Origin of the sequence: Microbispora sitophila, assembly GCF_014892245.1 — a bacterium.
Lineage (GTDB): Bacteria > Actinomycetota > Actinomycetes > Streptosporangiales > Streptosporangiaceae > Microbispora > Microbispora siamensis.
Map to the genome: position 1 here is coordinate 159,380 of NZ_JADBGC010000004.1, position 17,622 is coordinate 177,001.

The following is a 17,622-nucleotide window of genomic DNA, read 5'->3' on the forward strand; positions in this document are numbered from 1 at the left end:
GGGCGATCTCGAGCGGTTCACGGGATCTCCCGGCCGGCGAAATTGTCGGTGCGATCTGCGACTGTGAAGTCACCGGCGACCTTCGCCGGAGTGCCACGACTCAAGGAGGCGGGCATGACTGAGCAGAACGACGATCAGAAGAGCGGGCCCCGGCTCTCGCAGGCGGTTCTGGCACACCTCGCGGACGCCAGGGCATGCCTCGCGGACGCCACCGTCGGGCCCACCCCCGCGGACCGCTACGTGTCGGCCCATCTGGCGGCCCTCCGCGCGGCCGCCGGGATCCTCGCGGCCCGTCCGCGGCCGATGGACGGCCGCAGGCGCCGGCTGCGCAGCGCCTGGGAGCTGCTGCCGGAGGCCGAGCCCAAGCTCGCGGACTGGGCGGCCTACTTCGCGGTGAGCGCGACCAAGCGCGCGGCGGCCGAGGCGGGCATGGTGCGAGCCGTCACGCAGAACGACGCAGAGGAGATCATAGCGGAAGCGGACAGGTTCGTCGGCGAGGTCGAGTCGATCCTCGGCCTGCCCGGCCGCCCCACCCTGCCCATGGCCGGCTGACCTCCGGCTCCGCCCACGGCCCGGATCGCCCGGTCTTGGCCGCCGCGCGTCGCCTGGTCAGACGGGGTCGCGCTCCATCGGGCAGCTCATGCACCGCGGCCCGCCGCGTCCGCGGCCGAGTTCGCTGCCCCGGATCGTGATGACCTCGATGCCGTGCCTGCGCAGATGGTTGTTGGTCGTGGTGTTGCGCTCGTAGGCCACGACCACGCCGGGTTCCAGCGCCAGCACGTTGCAGCCGTCGTCCCACTGCTCGCGCTCAGCGGCGTGCACGTCCTGCGTCGGCGTGAGGACCTTGATGTCGTCCAGGCCGAGGGCCCGCGCGATCGCCTTGTGCATGTCCTCCGGCGGATGGTCGGTGACCTTCAGCTCCTTGTCGGTGTCACCCGGCTCCACCGTGTACGACGGGAGCATCCCGAGCCCGGCGTACTTGGTGAACACGCCCACGTCGACGTTGGTCATCACGGTGTCGAGGTGCATGAACGCACGGGTCTTGGGCAGGTCGAGCGCCACGATGCGGGTCGCCGACCCCGTCCGGAACAGGTTGGTCGCCAGCATCTCCACGGCCTGCGGCTGGGTGCGCTCGCTCACCCCGACGAGCACGACGCCGTTGCCGAGCACCAGGACGTCGCCGCCCTCGATGGTGGCCGGGGCCATGCGCACGCCCTCGTACCAGACGTTGAACCCGCCGCCGCCGGGGTTGCCGTATCCCGCGGCGAACAGCGGGTGCCACCGGTAGACCGCCTCGTAGTTGACGGTCTCCCGCCTGCGCGCCTTCTTGCGCATCGGGTTGATCGACACCCCGTCGTACACCCAGCAGGAGGTGTCGCGGGCGAACAGGTGGTTGGGCAGCGGCGGGAGGACGAAGTCGTCCATGCCGAGCGTGTGGAAGGCGATGGAGCCGGGGTCGCAGCCCAGCTCCATGATCTCGCGTTTGGTGATCCCGCCGGTCAGCAGCGGCGCGAGCGTGTCCGCGTCGAGGGCGTCGAGCGTGTTGCGGATCGCGTCGGCGGCCAGCGGGCCGAACCAGTGCTCGTCGACGCTGCCGTCGAGGATGTGCTTGCGCGCGTCGGGGATCTCGATCACCTCCCGCAGGAGGTCGCCGAGGTGGTGCACCTCGACGCCGCGCCCGGCGAGCACCTCGCACCACTCCCGGTGCTCCTCCAGCGCGCGGTGCACCCAGAGCACGTCGTCGAACAGCAGGCCGTCCTTGTTGCCCGGGGTGAGCCGCTTGAGCGCGAGTTCGGGTATGTCGACCAGGACCCGGCGAAGCCTGCCCACCTCGGAGCCCACGTAAAACGTCATGTCCTGCCTATCCCCGCGTGGCGGGAATCACTCGTGCCGGCGGCTCCCCGTTGCGGAGGCGCCGCCCTGGCCACGCGCAGCAGGGGCTTGATTCGTACACGACTTGGGCCGGAGAGGGCGGACATCGTCACGGGGAGCCGCGTACGAACCAGGCGGGAGGTCAGAAGGACTCGACGGCGCGGCGGGCCTCCGCGTCGAGCACGCCCCAGTGGATGAACTCCTCGGTCAGCTCGACCGGCGACTTGTCGTAGATGACCGCGAGCGAGCGCAGGTCCTCCTGCCGGATGGACAGCACCTTGCCGTTGTAGTCGCCGCGCTGGCTCTGGATGGTGGCGGCGTAGCGGGCAAGCGGGCCGGCCTTGTCCTTGGGCAGCTGAGACAGCCGCTCCAGGTCGATGACCAACTTGGGAGCGGGCGCAAGCGGACTGGGGGCGGCTCCGCCCGGAAGAAGCTCCGACACCGGCACTCCGTAGAAATCCGCGAGCTCGGCAAGCTTCTGCACGGTCACCGCGCGGTCGCCCCGCTCGTAGGAGCCCACGACGACGGCCTTCCACCGCCCACGGGACTTCTCTTCGACACCGTGCAGGGACAGCCCCTGCTGGGTCCGGATGGCGCGCAGGCGCGCGCCCAGCGACTTGGCGTAGTCAGACGGCATCGTGTGGCCCCCGGCTTTCTATGTCTCTTCTCACTTGATTGTGCGTCCTTGTCCTAAGCGTTCCGAACACCGGGGCTGGTGCCCGTGACCGGCACCTTCGGTGACCGCTGCGTCGGGTTTTACCCAGGAAGGTCGCGTGTTGTGGTTACGGACAGTGACGGTAAAGCCGACACTCCCAAAGGTCAAGCTGATTGGAAAAAAGAGCGTCAAACAGTGCTCTCACCGAAATCACCGACACCCGGTGCGATGCGGCTTCCGATCCCCGGCACCCCCACCCCCGTCCCCGGAACGGGCCCGGCACGTCTCTGTCACGCCGAGGGCGAACGGTCCCTTCGGGGGCATCACCCCTGGCGGGAGGGGGTTCGCAGACGGCCCTGATACTCTAAGCAGACCCGACACCCTTTTAAGACCCGTCCCGTGAGGCGGGAAAGGTGGTGACTTTTTCATGTCTGATGCCCAAAATCAGGCCCGTGCCGTCCTGGAGGGGCCCGACATCCATCGGGCGCTCACCCGGATCGCGCACGAGATCCTCGAACGCACCAGGGGCGCGGAGAGCGTCGTCCTGCTCGGCATCCCCACCCGCGGCGCCACCCTCGCGCACCGCATCGCCGGGCGCATCGCGCAGTTCGAGGGGATCAAGGTCCCCGTCGGCGCCATCGACGTCACGATGTACCGCGACGACCTCCGCCTGCGGCCCGCGCGCCCGCTCGGCCGCACCGAACTGCCCCCGGACGGCGTGGACGGCAGGACCGTCGTCCTCGTGGACGACGTCCTCTACTCCGGCCGCACCGTGCGCGCCGCGCTCGACGCGCTGAACGACGTGGGCAGGCCCAGGGCCGTCCAGCTCGCCACGCTCGTGGACCGCGGCCACCGGGAGCTGCCGATCCGCGCCGACTACGTCGGCAAGAACCTGCCGACCTCCAAGAGCGAGAAGGTCAAGGTCTTCCTGGAGGAGACGGACGGGCGCGACGCGGTCGTGCTCATCAAGGAGGACGACCGATGAAGCGTCACCTGATCTCGACCGGCGACCTCACCCGCGACGACGCGCTCCTCATCCTCGACACGGCCGAGGAGCTGGCGCGGGTCTCGCAGCGGTCCATCAAGAAGCTCCCGACGCTGCGCGGCCGCACGGTGGTGAACCTCTTCTTCGAGGACTCCACCCGGACCCGCATCTCCTTCGAGGCCGCGGCCAAGCGCCTGTCGGCCGATGTGATCAATTTCTCGGCCAAGGGGTCGAGCGTGTCCAAGGGCGAGTCGCTGAAGGACACCGCGCTCACCCTGGAGGCCATGGGCGCCGACGCCGTGGTGATCCGGCACAGCGCCTCGGGCGCGCCGCACCGCCTGGCCACCTGGGTGCGCGGCAGCGTGGTCAACGCCGGGGACGGCACCCACGAGCACCCCACCCAGGCGCTGCTCGACGCCTTCAGCATCCGCCGCCGGCTGGGCCGGCTGGAGGGCCTGAAGATCGCCGTCGTGGGCGACGTGCTGCACAGCCGGGTCGCCCGGTCCAACGTGCTGCTGCTGCACACGCTCGGCGCGGAGGTGACGCTGGTCGCGCCGCCGACCCTGCTGCCGGTGGCGGTCGGGACCTGGCCCTGCCAGATCTCGTACGACCTCGACGCCGTGCTGCCCAAGTCGGACGTCGTGATGATGCTCCGGGTCCAGCTGGAGCGGATGAACGCGGCCTACTTCCCCTCGGCACGGGAGTACAGCCGCCGCTACGGCCTCGACCGCGACCGCTTCGCCCGCCTGCACGACGACGCCATCGTCATGCACCCCGGCCCGATGAACCGCGGCATGGAGATCTCCGCGGAGGTCGCCGACTCGCCGCGCTCGACGATCGTCGAGCAGGTCGCCAACGGCGTGACGGTCCGGATGGCCGTCCTCTACCTGCTGCTCGGCGGTTCCGAGCCCGCGATCGGAGGCGCCGAATGAGCCCGTACGACCTTCACGAGGGGACCGTGACCACCATCCTCATCAGGGGCGCCCGGATCCTGGGCGGCGCCCCGACCGACATCCTGCTGCGCGACGGCGTCGTGGCCGAGACCGGCGACCTCGCGGGCGCGCGGGCGGACCAGACGGTCGACGCCGACGGGCTGGTCGCCCTGCCCGGCCTGGTCGACCTGCACACCCACCTGCGCGAGCCCGGCCGGGAGGACGCCGAGACCGTCGAGACCGGCACCCAGGCCGCGGCGCGCGGCGGCTACACCGCCGTCCACGCCATGGCCAACACCTCCCCGGTGGCCGACACCGCCGGCGTGGTGGAGCAGGTCTGGCGGCTCGGCCAGGAATACGGCCACTGCGACGTGCAGCCCGTGGGCGCGGTGACCTCCGGCCTCGAGGGCCGCCAGCTCGCCGAGCTCGGCGCGATGGCCGACTCCGCGGCCCGCGTGCGGGTCTTCTCCGACGACGGCAAGTGCGTCTCCGACGCCGTGCTGATGCGCCGGGCGCTCGAGTACGTCAAGGCGTTCGACGGCGTCGTCGCCCAGCACGCCCAGGAGCCCAGGCTGACCGAGGGCGCCCAGCTCAACGAGGGCGAGGTGTCGGCCAGGCTCGGCCTGACCGGCTGGCCGGCGGTCGCCGAGGAGGCGATCATCGCGCGCGACTGCCTGCTCGCCGCGCACGTCGGCTCCCGGCTGCACGTCTGCCACGTCTCCACCGCGGGCTCCGTCGAGATCATCCGCTGGGCCAAGTCGAAGGGCTGGGACGTGACCGCCGAGGTCACCCCGCACCACCTGCTGCTCACCGACTCCTGCGCGGAGAGCTCGCCGCTCGGGCCGTACAACCCGATCTACAAGGTGAACCCGCCGCTGCGCACCGACGAGGACGTGCGGGCGCTGCGCGAGGCGCTGGCCGACGGCACGATCGACTGCGTGGCCACCGACCACGCGCCCCACCCGGTCGAGGACAAGGAGACCGAGTGGGCCGCGGCGGCCATGGGCATGATCGGCCTGGAGACGGCCCTGTCCGTGGTCCAGGAGGCCATGGTCGAGACCGGGCTGCTCGACTGGGCCGGCGTCGCCGACCGCATGGCCGCGCGGCCGGCCAGGATCGGCCGCCTGGCCGGGCACGGCCGCCCGATCGAGCCGGGCGCCCCCGGCAACATCACGCTGTACGACCCGTCGGTCCGGCAGCCCGTGGACCCCGCCGCGATGGCGTCGAAGAGCCGCAACACCCCCTACGAGGGGCTGACCCTGCCCGGCCGCGTCGTCGCCACGTTCCTGCGCGGCCGTCCCACCGTTCTCGAAGGGAAGCTCGTATGACAGCCCTGCTCGTGCTCGAGGACGGACGCGTCTTCGAGGGAACGCCGTACGGCGCCGTGGGCGAGACGTTCGGCGAGATGGTCTTCAACACCGGCATGACCGGCTACCAGGAGACGCTCACCGACCCCTCCTACCACCGCCAGATTGTGGCGATGACCGCTCCGCACATCGGCAACACCGGTGTCAACGACGAGGACCCCGAGTCCCGCAGGGTATGGGTCGCGGGCTACGTGGTGCGCGAGCCGTCCCGGATCCCGTCGAACTGGCGCTCCCGCAGGACGCTCGACGACTACCTGCGTGACCAGGGCGTGGTCGGCATCGCGATGCCCGGCACCCGCGCCCTCACCCGCCACCTGCGCGAGCGCGGCGCGATGCGCGCGGGCATCTTCAGCGAGGGCGGCGACATCGCCGATCTGGTGGAGCGGGTGCGGCGCTCGCCCGGCATGGAGGGCGCCGACCTGGCCCGCGAGGTCAGCACGCCCGAGCCGTACGTCGTGCCGGCGCGCGGCCGCAAGCGCTTCACCGTCGCCGCGGTCGACCTCGGCATCAAGGCCATGACGCCGCAGCGGATGTCCGAGCGGGGCTGCGAGGTGCACGTGCTGCCCGCGACGGCCAAGGCGGCCGACATCCTCGCCCTCGGCCCCGACGGCGTCTTCTTCTCCAACGGCCCCGGCGACCCCGCCGCGGCCGGGTACGCGGTCGAGTCCCTGCGGGAGGTGCTGGACGAGAGCGTGCCGTTCTTCGGCATCTGCTTCGGCAACCAGATCCTCGGCCGGGCGCTCGGCCTCGGCACCTACAAGCTGCGGTACGGCCACCGCGGGGTGAACCAGCCGGTGCAGGACCGCAGGACCGGCAAGGTCGAGATCTCCGCGCACAACCACGGTTTCGCCGTGCGGGCGCCGCTCGACGGGCCCTTCGAGACGCCGTACGGCGCGGCCGAGGTGAGCCACGTCAACCTCAACGACGACTGCGTGGAGGGGCTGCGCCTGCTGGACCGTCCCGCGTTCAGCGTGCAGTACCACCCCGAGGCGGCCGCGGGCCCGCACGACGCCGCTTACCTGTTCGACGAGTTCTGCGAGCTGATGGACAAGAAGGGGGCCAAGGGTGCCTAAGCGTACGGACATCAGGTCCGTCATGGTGATCGGCTCCGGCCCGATCGTCATCGGACAGGCGTGCGAGTTCGACTACTCCGGCACCCAGGCCTGCCGCGTCCTGCGCAGCGAGGGCTTCCGGGTCATCCTCGTCAACAGCAACCCCGCCACGATCATGACGGACCCGGAGTTCGCCGACGCCACCTACGTCGAGCCGATCACGCCGGACATCGTCGAGAAGATCATCGCCAAGGAGCGGCCCGACGCGCTGCTGCCCACGCTGGGCGGCCAGACGGCGCTCAACACGGCCGTGGCGCTGCACGAGGCGGGCGTGCTCGACAAGTACTGCGTCGAGCTGATCGGCGCCGACATCGACGCCATCCAGGCGGGGGAGAACCGCGAGCGGTTCAAGGAGATCGTCGCCAAGGTCGCCGCCGAGCACGGGCTCAACGCCGAGTCGGCGCGCAGCGTGATCTGCCACACCATGGACGAGTGCCTGCAGGCGGCCGGCGAGCTGGGCTACCCGCTCGTCGTCCGCCCGAGCTTCACCATGGGCGGCGCGGGCTCCGGCTTCGCCCACGACGAGCAGGAGCTGCGCCGCATCGCCGGGGCCGGCCTCGACGCGTCCCCGACCACCGAGGTGCTCCTGGAGGAGTCGATCCTCGGCTGGAAGGAGTACGAGCTGGAGGTCATGCGGGACCGCAACGACAACGTGGTCATCGTGTGCTCCATCGAGAACATCGACCCGATGGGCGTCCACACCGGCGACAGCGTGACGGTGGCGCCCGCGCTGACGCTGACCGACCGCGAGTACCAGAACATGCGCGACGTCGCGATCGCGGTCATCCGCGAGGTCGGCGTGGACACCGGAGGCTGCAACATCCAGTTCGCGGTCGACCCGCAGACCGGCCGGATGATCGTCATCGAGATGAACCCGCGCGTGTCGCGGTCGTCGGCGCTGGCGTCCAAGGCCACCGGCTTCCCGATCGCCAAGATCGCCGCCAAGCTCGCGATCGGCTACACCCTCGACGAGATCCCCAACGACATCACCAAGGAGACCCCGGCGTCGTTCGAGCCGTCGCTCGACTACATCGTGGTCAAGGTGCCGAGGTTCGCGTTCGAGAAGTTCGCGGGGGCCGACCAGACGCTGACCACCCACATGAAGTCGGTCGGCGAGGCGATGGCGATCGGCCGCTCCTTCCCCGAGGCGCTGCAGAAGGCGCTGCGGTCGCTGGAGAAGAAGGGGTCGTCGTTCAGCTGGGCGGGCGAGCCCGGCGACCTGGACGAGCTCCTGGAGGCCTGCCGCAGGCCGCACGACGGGCGGCTGCGCACCATGCAGCAGGCCATCAGGGCGGGCGCGACCCCCGAGCAGGTCCACGAGGCCACGTCGGTCGACCCGTGGTTCGTCGACCAGCTCTTCGCGATCGACGAGGTCGCCCGGTCGATCACCGCGCTCGACCGGCCCACCCTCGACCTGGCCAAGCGGCACGGCTTCAGCGACGCGCAGATCGCCGAGATCCTGGGCGTGGCGGAGCCCGAGGTGCGGGCCAGGCGCCACGAGTTCGGCATCAGGCCCGTCTACAACACGGTGGACACCTGCGCCGCCGAGTTCGCCGCGCGCACGCCGTACCTCTACTCCACGTACGACGAGGAGACCGAGGTGCCGGTGGGGGACCGGCCCAAGGTGATCATCCTGGGCAGCGGGCCCAACCGCATCGGCCAGGGCATCGAGTTCGACTACGCCTGTGTGCACGCGTCGTTCGAGCTGGCCAAGGCCGGCTACGAGACCGTGATGGTCAACTGCAACCCCGAGACCGTCTCGACCGACTACGACACCTCCGACCGGCTCTACTTCGAGCCGCTCACGCTGGAGGACGTCCTGGAGGTCGTGCACGCCGAGCAGGAGACCGGGCCGGTCGTCGGGGTCATCGTGCAGCTCGGCGGCCAGACGCCGCTCGGGCTCGCCCAGGCGCTCAAGGACGCCGGGGTGCCCGTGGTCGGCACCTCGCCCGAGTCGATCCACCTCGCCGAGGACCGGGGCGCGTTCGGGCAGGTCCTCGCCGAGGCCGGGCTGCCCGCGCCCAGGCACGGCACCGCGACGACCGTGGAGGAGGCGCGGGCGGTCGCCGAGGAGATCGGCTACCCGGTGCTCGTGCGGCCGTCGTACGTGCTCGGCGGCGCCGGCATGGCCATCGTGTACGACGAGGACACCCTCGGGGCGTACATGGAGAGGGCGGCCTCCGAGCACCCGGTGCTGATCGACCGGTTCCTCGACGACGCCATCGAGATCGACGTGGACGCGCTGTTCGACGGCGAGGAGCTGTACCTCGGCGGCGTCATGGAGCACATCGAGGAGGCCGGCATCCATTCCGGCGACTCGGCGTGCGCCCTTCCGCCGATCACGCTGGGCGGCTTCGACATCAAGCGGATCCGCGCGGCCACCGAGGCCATCGCCCGCGGCGTGGGCGTGCGCGGCCTGCTGAACGTCCAGTACGCGATGGCCGCCAACGTGCTGTACGTCCTGGAGGCCAACCCGAGGGCCAGCCGTACGGTGCCGTTCGTGTCCAAGGCCACGGCGGTGCCGCTGGCCAAGGCGGCGGCGCGGCTGATGCTGGGCGCGACGATCGCCGAGCTGCGCGCCGAGGGCATGCTGCCGGCCGACTACGACGGCGGCACGCTGCCGCTGGACGCGCCGGTCGCGGTCAAGGAGGCGGTGCTGCCGTTCAACCGGTTCCGCGGCGTCGACATCGTCCTCGGGCCGGAGATGCGCTCGACCGGCGAGGTCATGGGCATCGACGAGTTCTTCGGCACGGCCTTCGCCAAGTCGCAGTCGGCGGCCTACGGCGCGCTGCCGACCAAGGGACGGGCGTTCGTCTCGGTCGCGAACAAGGACAAGCGGGCCATGATCTTCCCCGTGAAGGCGCTCGCGGACCTCGGCTTCGAGATCCTGGCCACGGAGGGCACCGCCGAGGTGCTGCGCCGCAACGGCGTACGTGCCAAGCTCGTGCGCAAGCACAGCGACGGGACGGGTCCCGACGGCGAGCCGACGATCGTGCGGCGCATCCTCGACGGAGAGGTGGACCTCATCGTGAACACCCCGTTCGGCAGCCCCGGCCAGGGCGGACCGCGCCTGGACGGGTACGAGATCCGCACCGCCGCCGTCAACCGCGGCATCGCCTGCATCACGACCGTCCAGGGTCTGGCGGCCGCCGTGCAGGGCATCCAGCACATCGTCAGGGGCGACATCGACGTGTGTCCTCTCCAGGAACACGCCAGGAGGCTGCGAAGCTAGCCCAGGACAGCGGAGGGCGCCATGAGCGCGGAGGGCGCGCCGGCGATCTGGACCGAGGAGCGAGGGGAGCGAGGCACGAGCGACCCGGAGCGACGAGGGCTGGATACACTGCGCGCCTCCGGCACGATCAGGCCAGCTTAGGCGCCCGCAGCCGCGCGAGCGGAGCGAGCGCCGGGAACAGGGAGGAAGGGAGTGGCCGGCAGTCCGGTTCAGGTCACGGGCACGGTGCTGACGACGCGCCGCGTGGACGCCTACCATGCGCTCACCGTCGTCGCGCCGGGCATCGCCGACCGGTTCCGGCCCGGCCACTTCGTCACGGTCGCCGTCGGAGGCCGCAACTCCTCGATGCTCACCCGGCGGGCCTTCACGATCCATGACGTGAAGCCGGACTACGGTGGCACGGTGGAGCTCGTCTTCGGCGTGCGCGGTGCCGGGACGGCCTGGCTCGCCGACCTGCGGGCGCGCGACACGCTCGACCTGGTCGGCCCGCTCGGCCGTCCATTCCCCCTGCCCCGCGACCCCTGCACCTGTGTACTGGTCGGCGACGAGCACGGCGCGGCGGCGCTGTTCGCGCTGGGGGACGCGCTGCAGCAGCGGGGCTGCCGCATCGACTTCGTGCTGGGGGCGCCGTCGGCCGACCGGGTCTTCGGGGCGCTGCGGGCCCGCCGGATGGGCGAGACGACCACGCTGACGACCGAGGACGGCTCGCTGGGCATGCGCGGCAGGGTGACCGACGTGCTGCCCGGCGTGATCGCCGACGCGCGGGCCGACGCGGTCTACGCGTGCGGGCCGATGGAGACGCTGCGCGGCGTCACGGCGGTCGCCGTCGAGTTCGACATCCCCGTGCAGGTGGCCGTGGAGGAGTCCATGGCCTGCGGCATCGGCGTCTGCATGACGTGCGTGGTGCCGATCATCGGCGACGACGGCGTGACCCGCATGGTCCGCGCCTGCACCGAGGGGCCGGTGTTCCGGGGCGAGCGGGTGCGGTTCGACGACGTCGGGACGATCCCCTTCGACGCGCTGGGCGCGCCCGGCGGACGGCATGCCTGAGCCGGGGCGGGGGAGGCGGCCGTGACCGCCGACCTGCGGACCTACCTGGCCCATGTGGAGCTGCCCAACCCGGTGCTGACCGCCTCCGGCTGCGGCGGGACCGGCCGCGAGCTCGCCCAGTTCTCCGACGTCCACCGGCTGGGCGCGTTCGTCACCCGGTCGATCACCATGGCCCCCCGCGCGGGACGGCCGACGCCGCGGATGGCCGAGACCCCCTCCGGGCTGCTGAACGCCGTGGGCCTGCAGGGTCCCGGCGTCGAGGCGTTCCTGGAGCGCGAGCTGCCCTGGCTGGCCGAGCGCGGCGCCCGCACGATCGTGTCGATCGGCGGCGGCACCGTGACCGAGTACACCGCGCTGGCGCGGCGCCTGGCCGGCGTCGAGGGCATCACCGCCGTGGAGATCAACCTGTCGTGCCCGAACGTCGAGGACCGCGGCAGGGTGTTCGCCCGTGATGGGGCCGCCGCGGCGGAGGTCGTGGCCTCGGTGCGCGCGGCCACGCCGTACGAGGTGCCGGTGATCGCCAAGCTGTCCCCGGACGTGGCGGACGTCGTCGCGGTCGCACGCGCGTGCGTGGACGGCGGCGCCGACGCCCTCGCGATGATCAACAACCCTGTCGGGATGAGCATCGACGTGGACACGATGCGTCCCGCGCTCGCGGCCGGCACCGGCGGCCTGTCCGGCCCCGCCGTACGGCCCCTGGCGGTGCGCTGCGTCTGGCAGGTCCACGCCGCGCTGCCCGGGGTGCCGATCGTGGGCATGGGCGGCGTGACGACCGGCAGGGACGCCCTTGAGCTCATCCTGGCGGGCGCCTGCGCCGTCGCGGTGGGCACGGCGCTGTTCCACGACCCCTACGCCTGCCCGCGCGTCCTGAGAGAGCTTGAGGAGCTTCTGCAGGAGCGCGGGTTCGACCGGCTCGCCGACGCCGTGGGCCTGGCCCACCGGCCGGCGGGCGCGCAACCACGTTCGCGATCAGATCTCGAGGAGAGTTCGCTTTGACCACGCCCGCTCCCATCGCCGTCGCCCTGGACGCGCCCGACCTGGAGACCGCGGCCCGCTGGGCCGGTCTGGTCACCCCGCACGTCTCCACGGTGAAGGTGGGGCTGGAGCTCTACCTGCGGTACGGGCCCGATGTGATCGCCTCGGTGCGCGGCGCGAGCGGCGTGCAGGTCTTCCTGGACCTCAAGCTGCACGACATCCCGAACACCGTCGGCGCCGCGGCCCGGGCGGTCGCCCGCCTCAAGCCGACGTACCTCACCGTGCACGCCGCCGGGGGGCCCGCGATGGTCAGGGCGGCCGTCGAGGCTGCCCCCAACACCCAGATCGCGGCCGTGACGCTTCTGACGTCGCTTTCCGAGGCCGATCTCCGTGAGATCGGTATCCAGGGACCCCCTGAGGACGTCGTGCGCCGTATGGCCGCCGTGGCCGTCGGGGCGGGCGCCCAGGCCCTCGTCTGCTCGCCCAGGGAGGTCGCCGCCGTACGGGCGGAGGTCGGCCCGGACGTGACGCTCATCACCCCGGGCGTACGGCCCGTCGGCGCCGACACCCAGGACCAGGCGCGGGTGGCCACACCGGAGGACGCGATCGCCCAGGGGGCCGACCTCCTCGTGATCGGACGGCCCATCACCGGGGCGCCGGACCCGGGCGCGGCGGCCGCCGGGATCGCCGCCGCGCTGCGCCGGGTGAGCCCCTGAGTGAGTCCCTGAGCGGGCACCGGGCGGGCTCTGGGCGGGCTCCGGCGCCGTCACCATGCGTCATCCCGCTCCGGGCCTGCTGAGGCGGTTTTGATCTACGAAGAGTGACTTTTCCAATACCAAAAGTAGTAAAATCAATTTTGTAGTCCGAGAAACCGCCCTTGACGTTGCCGTTACGGCCAAGACCAGCTAGTTTCCCCTCCCGTCCGAGTACATCGACAAGAAATTCGAGGTGACCCGGCGTGGCTCTTCCTCCCCTGACCCCCGAGCAGCGCGCCGCAGCTCTTGAGAAGGCTGCCAAGGCACGCAAGGAGCGTGCCGAGGTCAAGAACCGGCTCAAGCACGGCGCGGTTTCTCTGGCTGAGGTGCTGAAGGATGGGCAGACCGACGACGTCATCGGCAAGATGAAGGTCTCGGCTCTGCTGGAGTCGCTCCCTGGCGTCGGCAAGGTCCGCGCCAAGCAGCTCATGGAGCGCCTTGGTATCGCCGAATCCCGCCGCGTGCGGGGTCTCGGCGCCAACCAGCGCGCCTCCCTGGAGCGCGAGTTCGGCGGCGCCGAGAGCTGATCTCGGCGGCGTACGAGCGAGTTTCACGGGGGTACGGAGTGACCGACACGTCCCGGTCCGCTGGAGATCGGGCCCACGAGGCAGTCGCGACCAGCGGGTTCAGGACGCGCGGCGGTGACTCCATGCCTCGCCCGCGCCTGACGGTCCTGTCCGGTCCGTCGGGTGTGGGGAAGTCCACGGTCGTCGCCGAGCTCCGGCGGTCCCACCCAGAGGTGTGGCTGTCGGTCTCGGTGACAACCAGGAAGCCCCGTCCGGGGGAGCAGCACGGCGTGGAGTACTTCTTCGCCGGCAACGACGAGTTCGACGAGCTCGTCGCCTCCGGCGAGCTTCTGGAGTGGGCCGAGTTCGCCGGCAACCGGTACGGCACGCCCAGGCGGCCGGTGCTGGAGAAGCTGGCGGCAGGTGTCCCCACCCTGCTGGAGATCGACCTGCAGGGCGCCAGGCAGGTGCGTACGACCATGCCCGATGCCCTGCTGGTGTTCCTTGCCCCGCCGAGCTGGGAGGAGCTGGAGCGGCGGCTGCGCGGCCGCGGCACCGAGCCTCCCGAGGTGATCGCCCGGCGCCTGGAGATGGGCCGGATCGAGCTGGCGGCGGAGAAGGAGTTCGACCTCACGATCGTCAACACGTCCGTCAAGGACGTGTGCCACCGGCTGATAACCTTGATGGGAAACTCACCTAGCTAGGGGAATCACTGACGTGGCAAGCAGCTCCGCCTACGCGGAAGGCATCACCAACCCGTCGATCGACGCGCTTCTCGACATCGTCGACAGCAAGTACAGCCTTGTGATCATGGGTGCGAAGCGGGCGCGCCAGATCAACGCCTACTACTCGCAGCTCGGCGAGGGCCTGCTGGAATACGTGGGGCCCCTCGTGGAGACCCACGCCCAGGAGAAGCCGCTGTCCATCGCCCTGCGCGAGGTCTCCGAGGGCCTGCTCACCTCCGAGCCCATCGAGGGCTGAGCACACTTCCGTCGATGACGTCTGTCGTGCTGGGCGTGAGCGCCGGCATCGCGGTCTACAAGTCCTGCGAGCTGCTCCGCCTGTTCACCGAGTCGGGCCACGACGTGCGCGTCGTGCCGACCCGGGACGCTCTGCGTTTCGTGGGCGAGCCGACCTGGGCGGCGCTGTCGGGCAATCCGGTGACCACCGAGGTGTGGGAGTCGGTGCACGAGGTGCCGCACGTGCGCATCGGGCAGTCCGCCGATCTGGTGGTCGTCGCCCCCGCGACGGCGGACGTGCTGGCGCGGGCCGCGCACGGCATGGCCAACGACCTGCTCACCAACACCCTGCTCACGGCGCGCTGCCCGGTGGTGTTCGCGCCCGCGATGCACACCGAGATGTGGGAGCACCCGGCCACGCGGGCGAACGTGGCGACGCTGCGCGAGCGTGGCGCGATCGTGATCGAGCCGGCCGTCGGCAGGCTCACCGGCGCCGACACCGGTCCCGGGCGGCTGCCCGACCCCGCCGAGATCTTCGAGGTGTGCCGCCGTGTGCTGGCGGGCCGGCGCGAGGACCTGGCCGGCCGGCACGTCGTCGTCTCCGCCGGCGGCACCCGCGAGGCGATCGACCCCGTGCGCTTCATCGGCAACCGGTCTTCCGGGCTGCAGGGATACGCCCTGGCCCGTACGGCCGTCGCCCGAGGCGCGGAGGTCACGCTCGTGGCGGCGAACGTGACGCTGCCCGATCCCGCGGGCGCGAAGGTCGTGCGGGTGGAGTCGGCGCGGCAGTTGCGCGACGCGGTCCTGGCGGCGGCCGAGCACGCCGACGCGGTCGTGATGGCCGCCGCGGTCGCGGACTTCCGGCCCGTACGGCAGAGCGACACGAAGATCAAGAAGTCGTCCGCCGAGCCCGATCCAATCCATCTGGTGAAAAATCCAGACATCCTGGCCGAGTTGGGGGAGACCCGCCGGGCCAGGCGGGAGGCGTACGCCGCGGGGGACGCGCCGGCGCACGACGCGCCGGCGGGCCGTGGGCGCGACGCCGCGAACGGCTCGGGCGCCGCGAGGGAGGCCGCAGCGGGCGGGCCGCATCCCCGCGTCATCGTGGGATTCGCGGCGGAGACCGACGACGTCCTGGCCAACGGCAGGGCCAAGCTGGAGCGCAAGGGCTGCGACCTGCTCGTGGTGAACCAGGTCGGGGAGAACCTGGCGTTCGGCACGCCGGACAACGCGGCCGTCGTCCTCACGGCGGAGGGCGGATCCGTGGAGATTCCGAGGGGTCCCAAAGAGGATCTCGCCGACGTAGTGTGGGACTTGGTGGCGCAGCGTCTCGCCTGACCTTCGCGTGGGGCCGGCGCGGGCGCCCGCCCCGCCCCCACAGGTCGTGTGTCGAGGGAGCGATCGCCATGCCGGTGTCCGCCACGATCAGGGAGCGCTGCCGGGCGATGCTCGGTCCCGGCGAGGACATCCGCTACGTCTTTCCCGCGGTGGCCCTGCCGCCTCCCGCCACGATCGGTTTCCTCGTCGTGGTGACGGACCGGTCGATCACTCTGCTGTCCACCAAGATGTTCAGCAGGGACGAGCCGTCGGGGGTGTGGGCCCGCTACCCCCGCCGCACCCGCCTCGGGCCGGTCGAGTTCGGGTCGGGGCCCCACATCGAAATCGGCGGCATGACCCTGGAGGTCGACGACGAGTACGCCGCCGTGGTGGCGGCGGCGGACGCGGAGGCGTTCTCGCCCGGTGACCTGCCCAGAGACCCCTTGCCCGACCTCTGACCCGCCGTCCGCGGACGCGGCGGGCCGTCTCGCGGACCGCGGAGCGGGCGACCCGAACCCGGATGGCTTCGCGGCTCCGCAGCGCCTAGGGCTAGACTCGCGTGAGCATCGAGTGGCCGCGGTAGGGCTCGGCTCTACCGCCGGTCACTCATGGACGTCAGCAGCCGCTGCATGAGGAGCCCTGAGTTGTCCCGTCGCCTGTTCACCTCCGAGTCGGTCACCGAGGGCCACCCGGACAAGATCGCCGACCAGATCAGTGACGCGATTCTCGACGCCATGCTCAAGGACGACCCCAAGAGCCGGGTCGCCGTCGAGACGCTGATCACTACTGGCCAGGTCCACGTCGCCGGCGAGGTGACGACGGAGACCTACGTCGACATCCCCGCCCTGATCCGCGAGAAGATCCTCGAGATCGGCTACGACGCCTCCCACAAGGGCTTCGACGGAGCCTCCTGCGGCGTGTCGGTGTCCATCGGAGCGCAGTCGCCGGACATCGCGCAGGGCGTGGACGACGCCTACGAGCACCGCGAGGGCGAGGGCTCCGACGACTTCGACCGTCAGGGCGCGGGCGACCAGGGCCTGATGTTCGGCTACGCCTGCCGTGAGACCCCCGAGCTGATGCCGCTGCCGATCCAGCTCGCGCACCGGATGGCCCGGCGCCTGTCCGAGGTGCGGAAGAACGGCACGGTTCCGTACCTGCGCCCGGACGGCAAGACCCAGGTCACCATCGAGTACGACGGTGACCGGCCGGTGCGTCTCGACACGGTGGTCGTCTCCACGCAGCACGCTCCGGAGATCGACCTGCGGGAGATGCTGACGCCCGACATCCGCGAGCACGTGGTCGAGCCGGTACTGGCCGACCTGGAGATCGAGACCGAGGGCTACCGCCTGCTGGTCAACCCGACCGGCCGCTTCGAGATCGGCGGGCCCATGGGCGACGCCGGGCTCACCGGCCGGAAGATCATCATCGACACCTACGGCGGCATGGCCCGTCACGGCGGCGGCGCCTTCTCCGGCAAGGACCCGTCCAAGGTCGACCGCTCGGCCGCCTACGCGATGCGGTGGGTCGCCAAGAACGTCGTCGCGGCCGGCCTGGCCGACCGCTGCGAGGTCCAGGTCGCCTACGCCATCGGCAAGGCCCAGCCGGTCGGCCTGTTCGTCGAGACGTTCGGCACCGAGAAGGTGCCGGTCAATGTGATCCAGGAGGCGGTGCTCCAGGTCTTCGACCTGCGTCCTGCCGCGATCATCCGCGACCTCGACCTGCTGCGCCCGATCTACTCCGAGACCGCCGCCTACGGCCACTTCGGCCGCGAGGGCTTCTCCTGGGAGTCCACGGACCGGGCCGACGCCCTGCGCAAGGCCGCGGGTCTGTGACCCGCGCCTGACGAGCACCGGCGACCACCGTCGCCTCGGCGGCGCCCGCCCCTGACGGCGGGCGCCGCCCGCG

Annotated in this window: 17 protein-coding genes; 15 read left to right on the forward strand and 2 right to left on the reverse strand. The window is 71.4% G+C overall.

Annotated elements, in window-relative coordinates:
* Positions 1-114: 114 nt before the first annotated feature.
* Positions 115-552: an SAV_6107 family HEPN domain-containing protein gene (locus tag IL992_RS08805; RefSeq protein ID WP_076432068.1), complete on the forward strand. Its 438-nt coding sequence runs from the start codon at positions 115-117 to the stop codon at positions 550-552.
* 57 nt (positions 553-609) lie between these two features.
* Here IL992_RS08805 and IL992_RS08810 read toward each other — a convergent pair whose 3' ends face one another.
* Positions 610-1,854, reverse strand: coding sequence for an arginine deiminase (locus IL992_RS08810; RefSeq protein WP_193202825.1), 1,245 nt, complete (start codon positions 1,852-1,854; stop codon positions 610-612).
* 160 nt (positions 1,855-2,014) lie between these two features.
* Positions 2,015-2,509 carry a transcriptional regulator BldD gene (gene bldD / locus IL992_RS08815; RefSeq protein WP_030508976.1) on the reverse strand — a complete coding sequence of 165 codons (495 nt, stop codon included), beginning with the start codon at positions 2,507-2,509 and terminating at the stop codon, positions 2,015-2,017.
* Between the two features lie 445 nt (positions 2,510-2,954).
* Between bldD and pyrR the strand changes: the two genes are divergently transcribed.
* The 14 genes from pyrR (at position 2,955) to metK (ending at position 17,549) form a co-directional block, all read left to right on the forward strand.
* Complete coding sequence (gene pyrR / locus IL992_RS08820) at positions 2,955-3,512, forward strand: bifunctional pyr operon transcriptional regulator/uracil phosphoribosyltransferase PyrR (protein ID WP_079320023.1); 558 nt, start codon at positions 2,955-2,957, stop codon at positions 3,510-3,512.
* Entirely contained in the window at positions 3,509-4,444 is a 936-nt protein-coding gene (locus IL992_RS08825; protein ID WP_139574480.1) for an aspartate carbamoyltransferase catalytic subunit, read from the forward strand. Before pyrR ends, IL992_RS08825 begins: the two co-directional genes overlap by 4 nt.
* A gap of 26 nt (positions 4,445-4,470) precedes the next feature.
* Positions 4,471-5,772 (forward strand): dihydroorotase, encoded by a 1,302-nt coding sequence (locus IL992_RS08830; protein WP_193202826.1) that lies wholly within the window; start codon positions 4,471-4,473, stop codon positions 5,770-5,772.
* Positions 5,769-6,884 carry a glutamine-hydrolyzing carbamoyl-phosphate synthase small subunit gene (carA, locus tag IL992_RS08835; RefSeq protein ID WP_193202827.1) on the forward strand — a complete coding sequence of 372 codons (1,116 nt, stop codon included), beginning with the start codon at positions 5,769-5,771 and terminating at the stop codon, positions 6,882-6,884. Before IL992_RS08830 ends, carA begins: the two co-directional genes overlap by 4 nt.
* Complete coding sequence (gene carB, locus IL992_RS08840; protein ID WP_193202828.1) at positions 6,877-10,155, forward strand: carbamoyl-phosphate synthase large subunit; 3,279 nt, start codon at positions 6,877-6,879, stop codon at positions 10,153-10,155. Before carA ends, carB begins: the two co-directional genes overlap by 8 nt.
* A 192-nt stretch (positions 10,156-10,347) precedes the next feature.
* Complete coding sequence (locus tag IL992_RS08845) at positions 10,348-11,205, forward strand: dihydroorotate dehydrogenase electron transfer subunit (protein WP_193202829.1); 858 nt, start codon at positions 10,348-10,350, stop codon at positions 11,203-11,205.
* Between the two features lie 21 nt (positions 11,206-11,226).
* Positions 11,227-12,201, forward strand: a complete 975-nt coding sequence (locus IL992_RS08850) for a dihydroorotate dehydrogenase (RefSeq protein WP_193202830.1) — start codon at positions 11,227-11,229, stop codon at positions 12,199-12,201.
* Positions 12,198-12,896 (forward strand): orotidine-5'-phosphate decarboxylase, encoded by a 699-nt coding sequence (gene pyrF, locus IL992_RS08855; protein ID WP_193202831.1) that lies wholly within the window; start codon positions 12,198-12,200, stop codon positions 12,894-12,896. The genes IL992_RS08850 and pyrF overlap by 4 nt, the downstream gene beginning before the upstream one ends.
* Before the next feature lie 242 nt (positions 12,897-13,138).
* Positions 13,139-13,462: an integration host factor, actinobacterial type gene (mihF, locus tag IL992_RS08860; RefSeq protein ID WP_030450375.1), complete on the forward strand. Its 324-nt coding sequence runs from the start codon at positions 13,139-13,141 to the stop codon at positions 13,460-13,462.
* A gap of 122 nt (positions 13,463-13,584) precedes the next feature.
* Complete coding sequence (gene gmk, locus IL992_RS08865) at positions 13,585-14,145, forward strand: guanylate kinase (protein WP_193202832.1); 561 nt, start codon at positions 13,585-13,587, stop codon at positions 14,143-14,145.
* A gap of 13 nt (positions 14,146-14,158) precedes the next feature.
* Positions 14,159-14,422, forward strand: a complete 264-nt coding sequence (rpoZ, locus tag IL992_RS08870; protein WP_030508986.1) for a DNA-directed RNA polymerase subunit omega — start codon at positions 14,159-14,161, stop codon at positions 14,420-14,422.
* A 14-nt stretch (positions 14,423-14,436) separates the two neighbouring features.
* The gene (coaBC, locus tag IL992_RS08875; RefSeq protein ID WP_193202833.1) at positions 14,437-15,738 is read left to right on the forward strand and encodes a bifunctional phosphopantothenoylcysteine decarboxylase/phosphopantothenate--cysteine ligase CoaBC; all 1,302 of its coding nucleotides are present in this window, start codon (positions 14,437-14,439) and stop codon (positions 15,736-15,738) included.
* A gap of 68 nt (positions 15,739-15,806) precedes the next feature.
* Complete coding sequence (locus IL992_RS08880; protein ID WP_193202834.1) at positions 15,807-16,175, forward strand: hypothetical protein; 369 nt, start codon at positions 15,807-15,809, stop codon at positions 16,173-16,175.
* Positions 16,176-16,361: 186 nt separating this feature from the next.
* On the forward strand, positions 16,362-17,549 hold the full coding sequence (gene metK, locus IL992_RS08885) for a methionine adenosyltransferase (RefSeq protein WP_193202835.1): 1,188 nt from the start codon (positions 16,362-16,364) through the stop codon (positions 17,547-17,549).
* Positions 17,550-17,622 lie beyond the last annotated feature (73 nt).

Coding starts and splice junctions, on each gene's coding strand:
- IL992_RS08805 (WP_076432068.1), top strand. CDS start 115: ATGACTGAGCAGAACGACGATCAGAAGAGCGGGCCCCGGCTCTCGCAG.
- IL992_RS08880 (WP_193202834.1), top strand. CDS start 15,807: ATGCCGGTGTCCGCCACGATCAGGGAGCGCTGCCGGGCGATGCTCGGT.
- IL992_RS08825 (WP_139574480.1), top strand. CDS start 3,509: ATGAAGCGTCACCTGATCTCGACCGGCGACCTCACCCGCGACGACGCG.
- coaBC (WP_193202833.1), top strand. CDS start 14,437: ATGACGTCTGTCGTGCTGGGCGTGAGCGCCGGCATCGCGGTCTACAAG.
- carA (WP_193202827.1), top strand. CDS start 5,769: ATGACAGCCCTGCTCGTGCTCGAGGACGGACGCGTCTTCGAGGGAACG.
- IL992_RS08810 (WP_193202825.1), bottom strand. CDS start 1,854: ATGACGTTTTACGTGGGCTCCGAGGTGGGCAGGCTTCGCCGGGTCCTG.
- pyrR (WP_079320023.1), top strand. CDS start 2,955: ATGTCTGATGCCCAAAATCAGGCCCGTGCCGTCCTGGAGGGGCCCGAC.
- bldD (WP_030508976.1), bottom strand. CDS start 2,509: ATGCCGTCTGACTACGCCAAGTCGCTGGGCGCGCGCCTGCGCGCCATC.
- gmk (WP_193202832.1), top strand. CDS start 13,585: ATGCCTCGCCCGCGCCTGACGGTCCTGTCCGGTCCGTCGGGTGTGGGG.